Annotated in this window: 5 protein-coding genes; all 5 read right to left on the reverse strand. The window is 67.0% G+C overall.

Going from position 1 to position 5052, the window contains the following annotated elements:
• Positions 1-474, reverse strand: a 474-nt coding sequence (locus AKL29_RS45535; RefSeq protein ID WP_244482392.1) for an ATP-binding cassette domain-containing protein, incomplete at its 3' end; no start/stop codon positions are given.
• Positions 471-1181 carry a DUF1028 domain-containing protein gene (locus AKL29_RS25050; RefSeq protein ID WP_050386013.1) on the reverse strand — a complete coding sequence of 237 codons (711 nt, stop codon included), beginning with the start codon at positions 1179-1181 and terminating at the stop codon, positions 471-473. The genes AKL29_RS25050 and AKL29_RS45535, both read right to left, overlap by 4 nt.
• Positions 1182-1401: 220 nt before the next feature.
• Positions 1402-3207 carry a gamma-glutamyltransferase family protein gene (locus AKL29_RS25055; RefSeq protein ID WP_050386014.1) on the reverse strand — a complete coding sequence of 602 codons (1806 nt, stop codon included), beginning with the start codon at positions 3205-3207 and terminating at the stop codon, positions 1402-1404.
• A gap of 112 nt (positions 3208-3319) precedes the next feature.
• A complete protein-coding gene (locus tag AKL29_RS25060; protein WP_028331831.1) occupies positions 3320-4312 on the reverse strand; it encodes an ABC transporter ATP-binding protein in 993 nt (330 codons plus the stop codon).
• Positions 4309-5052 (reverse strand): ABC transporter ATP-binding protein (locus AKL29_RS25065; RefSeq protein WP_244482394.1); only part of this gene is annotated, 744 nt, incomplete at its 5' end. The genes AKL29_RS25065 and AKL29_RS25060, both read right to left, overlap by 4 nt.

The raw sequence follows: 5052 nt of genomic DNA on the forward strand, positions 1-5052 counted from the left end.
AAGCTTGTGCGGAAATTCGTCGACGCGTTTCTCGGGCGAGGGAATATGCACGCGGCGCAGCAGCTCGATGGTGCGTTCGCGCGCCGCGCGCCGGGAGCCGCCGCGGTGGCGCAGAATCGTCTCGGTGATCTGGTCGCCGATGGTGAAGCTCGGGTTGAGCGAGGTCATCGGCTCCTGGAAAATCATCGCGAGGCGATTGCCGCGCAGGTCGCGCAGCGTCGCATCAGGCACGTCGAGCAGGTCGAAGCCGTCGAAGCGGATCGTGCCGGAGACGGCGGCGGATTGCTTCGGCAACAGCCCCATGATCGCAAGCGAGGTCACGCTCTTGCCGCAGCCGGACTCGCCGACCAGGCCGAGCGTGGCGCCGTTGGCGACGGAAAGATCGACGCTGTCGACGGCATGCGTCACGCGGCCGTCGTCGCCCTGGAAGGTGACGCGCAGGCCCTCGATCTCGATCAGCGGGCACGCCGTCATTCGCGGCTCGTGGTTGCCGCTGCGATGCCGGCGTCGATCGTGGCGCGATCGCTGGTTCCGGCCGGGTTGTCGCGGGTCGGCATGAAGCTCCGGAACGGAACCCAGTGCTCGCGGCTGACGGCCTCCAGCCGCTCCAGCTCGCGCAAGGGATCGGTGTGATCGTCGACGCGCAGATCGAGCGCCGGCCATTCCTCTGCGCCGTGGATCAGAAGAGCCGCCGATTGCTTGCCGCGCTTGTCGCCACCGGCCGCTTCGCCGGCGAACATCGCCTTAATCAGCCGTTCCGCGAACGGCAGCTTCTCGTTCGCGGCATAAACGCGCGCGGTCTCGTCGAGCACCGCGGGTCCGGCCAGCATGTTGCCGGCGACCGAGAACCCGTCGCCGGCGATATGGCCGAACCAGTCGATGCAGTCCTTGCCGGAGTGCGCTGCGATGCGGCCCCTGGCGTCGATGACATGGACCTGCCGGCTCTCGCGGCCGCTGTCGGGCGCAATCAGCGCCGCGATCACCTCATGCGGGCTGTTGCCACCGCGCAGCAGCGCGAGGCCGTCGATGCCGTAATAGGGATTGACCAGCGCCTGCGTCGCCACCGCGCCGATCCCGGGTGCGATGTGCGGCACAAGCGCGCCGACCGCGAAGAACCGCGTCGCGACGGCGATGCCGAGCTGGCCGGTGGCGCTGTCGCGGGCGATGATCGACCAGGTCATCTCGCGTCTCTTCTCCCTCTCCCCGCTCTTCGCGGGGAGAGGGCTGGGGTGAGGGGCTTGTTCCGCGAAGATGGTACAAATCGAGTTCGCGGAGACTCCCCCTCACCCGGATCGCATCTTCGATGCGATCCGACCTCTCCCCGCAAGCGGGGCGAGGTGGAGTTTGGGGCTCGCTCCGCGATCCGACCGGACGTCATCATGCTGTGGCGATCACCTTGTGTTAGCGGCCTGCGGCGTAACCCTGCATCCCGCGCGGATTGGCGGCGGCGCGGCGGCGGGCGCCGACCTTCGAGGCCGCGGTGAGGCGGCCTTCCGACCAATCGGGACCAATCTCAACCACATGGCCGCGGCGTTTCAATTCGTCGATGGTCGATTTCGGCACGCGATTCTCCAGCACCAGCACACCGGGCCGCGACGTGCGCGGCCAGAACGAGATCGGGAAATGCTCGGAGTGCCAGGCCGGGGCGTCGATCGCCTCCTGCAGATTGAGACCGGCGTGGACATGGCGCAGGAAGAACTGCGTGATCCACTGGTCCTGCTGGTCGCCGCCCGGCGAGCCCCAGGAGAGATACGGCTCGCCGTCGCGCAGCGCCATGGTCGGCGACAGTGTGGTGCGCGGCCGCTTGCCCGGCGCGAGCGAGGCAGGGTGGTTCTCCTCGAGCCAGAACATCTGGGCGCGGCTGCCGAGGCAAAAGCCGATCTCGGGAATCACCGGCGAGGATTGCAGCCAGCCGCCGGACGGCGTCGCCGAGATCATGTTGCCGGCCTTGTCGATGATGTCGAAATGCACGGTGTCGCCGCGCACCTCGCCGAACCGGCCGACGGTCGGCTCGCCCGCGCCCATGGCGCCGACCGCTTCGCGATGCCCTTCGGCGTGTCGCAACTTCACGACGCCGCCGAAGCCCTCGAGCGAGCCGGGGCGGAAGTCGAGCGAAGCCTTGTCTTTCGAGATCAGCTTGCGCCGTTCGTTGTTATAGGCATCGGACAGCAGCGTCTCGATCGGGATGTCGGTGAATTTCGGGTCGCCGTAGAACGTCTCGCGATCGGCGTAGGCGAGCTTGGCGGCTTCGATCTGCAGATGGATGAAGTCGGGGCCTGCGGGATCGAGCCCGTCGAGCTCGAAACCTTTCAGCAGCGCGAGTTGCTGGAGCATCACCGGACCCTGGCTCCAGACCCCGGCCTTCTGCACGGTGTAGCGACCGTAATCATAGGTGAGCGGCGCCTCGATGGTCGGCTGCCAACGCGCCATGTCGTCGGCCGACAGCACGCCGCGGTGCGGCGAGCCGGAGACGTCCATCACCTCCTGGGTGCGGCAGAACTTATCGATCGCCTCGGCGACGAAGCCCTTCGACCAGGCCTGCCGCGCGCGCTCGATCTGCGCCACGCGATCGCCGCCGGCGCTCTCTGCCTCATCGAGGATGCGTGTGTAAGTTTCCGCGAGCTTCTTGTTGGTGAAGATGGTGCCGGGCTTCGGCACCTCGCCGTTGGGCAGATAGACGTCGGCCGATGTAGTCCAGTATTTCCGGAACAGTTGCTCGACGGTCTTGATGGTGGCCGATGCACGCTCGACCAGCGGATAGCCGTCGCGTGCGTAGGCGATCGCGGGCTCCAGCACGTCGCGCAGCTTCATGGTGCCGTAGTCGCGCAGCAGCAGCATCCAGGATTCGAATGTGCCGGGCACGCAGGCCGCAAGCAGGCCGGTGCCGGGCACCATCTCGAGACCCTCGCTGCGATAATGCGCGATGGTTGCCTTCGCCGGCGCCGGGCCCTGGCCGCAGATCACCTCGCTTTTGGCGCGCTTGACGTCGTGCACGATGATCGGAACGTCGCCGCCGGGGCCGTTCAGATGCGGCTCGACCACCTGTAGCGTGAAGGCGGTGGCCACTCCGGCGTCAAAGGCGTTGCCGCCTTTCTCCAGCGTTGCCATGCCGACCGCGGTGGCGATCCAGTGCGTCGAGGTGACGACGCCGAAAGTGCCTTCGATCTCGGGCCGGGTTGTGAACGGATCGGGGTTGATGTTGCTCATGGCGATTGACCGTTCGTCGGTTTGTTGTTGGGCCTCTTTGGCGGGCGCACTTGATCACAGGCCGGCTGGTATGCCAACCGCTTGGTGGACATGGCCGCTCCCATCCGCGTGATCATGCCGGAACGGCGGCGGGACTGTTGACGGCATGGCAGGCGACGCCGTCGATCAGTTCCGGTGTCTTCTGGCGGCAGAGATCGAAGGCGAGGGGACAGCGCGGGTTGAAGGAGCAGCCTGACGGCGGATCGATCGGATTCGGAATCTCGCCCTTCACCGGGATGCGCTGGCGGCCGGACATCGCAAGGTCCGGAACCGCGCCGAGCAGCATCTTCGTGTAGGGCATCCGCGGGTTCTCAAACAATTCTCTGCCCTCGGCGATCTCGACGATGCGGCCGAGATACATCACGCCGATCCGGCTCGCCATGTGGCGGACCACTGCGAGATTGTGGCTGATGAAGAGATAGGTGAGGCCGAACTTGTCCTGCAGGTCGCGCATCAGGTTGAGGATCTGCGCCTGCACGGAGACGTCGAGCGCCGAGGTCGGCTCGTCGCAGACGATGAACTCGGCCTCCGATGCCAGCGCGCGGGCGATCGCGATGCGCTGGCGCTGGCCGCCGGAAAATTCATGCGGGAATTTTTGACCGTCGTCGGGGTGCAGGCCGACCAGCGAGAGCAATTCGCCGACCCGAGCCTTGACGTCGCGCTCGCCCTGGATCAGGTCGAAGGCGCGGATCGGCTCGGCGACGATGGCGGCGACCCGGTAGCGCGGATTGAGGCTCGCATAGGGATCCTGGAAAACCATCTGGATGCGCCGGCGCAAGCGGCGGCGCGCCTGGCCCTGCCGCGGGTCGGTCATCGAGACGCCGTCGATGACGACCTCGCCCGAGCTCGGCGGCAGCAGGCCGACCACCATCCGCGCGACCGTGGTCTTGCCGGAACCGGATTCGCCGACCAGCGCGAAGGTCTCGCCGCGCTTGATGTCGAAAGAGACGCCGTCGACGGCTTTCAGGAATTCGAGATGGCCGCCCTCGATCACGCGGTTGAGCCACGGTTTGGAGACGTCGAAGACGCGGCGCAGGTTCCTGACCTCGATCAACGTCCCGCTCATGCCGCCGTCTCCTTCGCCGGCTCAAACAGGTGGCAGGCGACGGATTGCGTGCCCTGCCGGATCGGCTCGGGGCGTTCGACGTGGCAGCGATCGAAGGCAAACGCGCAGCGCGGATTGAACGGGCAGCCCGGCGGAATCGCCGACAGCCGCGGCATCGAGCCGGGGATCTGCACCAGGCGCTTGTCCTCGCCGGCGAGGGTCGGGATCGCGCCCATCAGGCCCTTGGCATAGGGATGCAGCGGGTTGCGCACCACCTCCTGCACCGGGCCGATCTCGGCGATGCGGCCGGAATACATCACCGCAACGCGGTCACAGGTTTCGGCGATCACGCCCATGTCGTGGGTCACCAGCATCACGGCGGTGCCGTGGTCGCGGCCGAGCCGCTTGATCAGCGCGATGATCTGCGCCTGCACGGAGACGTCGAGCGCGGTGGTCGGCTCGTCGGCGATGATCAGTTCGGGCTCGGCGCAGATCGCAAGCGCGATCACGACGCGCTGGCGCATGCCGCCGGAGAATTCGTGCGGGTAGCCGTCTATGCGCTTTTCCGGCGCGGGAATGCCGACCTCGGCCAACAGATCGATAGCGCGCCTGCGCGCGGCGCTCTCGCTCAGATTGCTGTGGGTGCGAATGGTCTCGATGATCTGGTCGCCGATCCGGTAGAGCGGATTGAGGCTGGTCAGCGGATCCTGGAAGATCATGCCGATCCGCTTGCCCCTGATGCGGCGGATCTCCTCCGGCGG

The organism is Bradyrhizobium pachyrhizi, from assembly GCF_001189245.1.
GTDB classification, from domain to species: Bacteria; Pseudomonadota; Alphaproteobacteria; order Rhizobiales; family Xanthobacteraceae; genus Bradyrhizobium; species Bradyrhizobium pachyrhizi.